1 rRNA gene is annotated in these 1,070 nt (G+C 51.9%); it reads left to right on the top strand.

Going from position 1 to position 1,070, the window contains the following annotated elements:
• Positions 1-42: 42 nt before the first annotated feature.
• Positions 43-1,070, top strand: a 16S ribosomal RNA gene (locus I6F40_RS19585); the annotation flags it as partial.

Here is a 1,070-nt window from a genome sequence, read left to right on the forward strand (position 1 = left end):
AAATTCAGAATTCATTGAGCTGTCGAAAGACATAAAACTTTTTAATTGAAGAGTTTGATCATGGCTCAGATTGAACGCTGGCGGCAGGCCTAACACATGCAAGTCGAGCGGTAACAGAAAGTAGCTTGCTACTTTGCTGACGAGCGGCGGACGGGTGAGTAATGCTTGGGAACATGCCTTGAGGTGGGGGACAACAGTTGGAAACGACTGCTAATACCGCATAATGTCTACGGACCAAAGGGGGCTTCGGCTCTCGCCTTTAGATTGGCCCAAGTGGGATTAGCTAGTTGGTGAGGTAATGGCTCACCAAGGCGACGATCCCTAGCTGGTTTGAGAGGATGATCAGCCACACTGGGACTGAGACACGGCCCAGACTCCTACGGGAGGCAGCAGTGGGGAATATTGCACAATGGGCGCAAGCCTGATGCAGCCATGCCGCGTGTGTGAAGAAGGCCTTCGGGTTGTAAAGCACTTTCAGTCAGGAGGAAAGCGTGGTGGTTAATACCCATCATGTGTGACGTTACTGACAGAAGAAGCACCGGCTAACTCCGTGCCAGCAGCCGCGGTAATACGGAGGGTGCGAGCGTTAATCGGAATTACTGGGCGTAAAGCGTACGCAGGCGGTTTGTTAAGCGAGATGTGAAAGCCCCGGGCTCAACCTGGGAACTGCATTTCGAACTGGCAAACTAGAGTGTGATAGAGGGTGGTAGAATTTCAGGTGTAGCGGTGAAATGCGTAGAGATCTGAAGGAATACCGATGGCGAAGGCAGCCACCTGGGTCAACACTGACGCTCATGTACGAAAGCGTGGGGAGCAAACGGGATTAGATACCCCGGTAGTCCACGCCGTAAACGATGTCTACTAGAAGCTCGGAGCCTCGGTTCTGTTTTTCAAAGCTAACGCATTAAGTAGACCGCCTGGGGAGTACGGCCGCAAGGTTAAAACTCAAATGAATTGACGGGGGCCCGCACAAGCGGTGGAGCATGTGGTTTAATTCGATGCAACGCGAAGAACCTTACCTACACTTGACATACAGAGAACTTACCAGAGATGGTTTGGTGCCTTCGGGA

Source organism: Pseudoalteromonas sp. SWXJ133 (assembly GCF_015864365.1).
GTDB classification, from domain to species: Bacteria; Pseudomonadota; Gammaproteobacteria; order Enterobacterales; family Alteromonadaceae; genus Pseudoalteromonas; species Pseudoalteromonas arctica.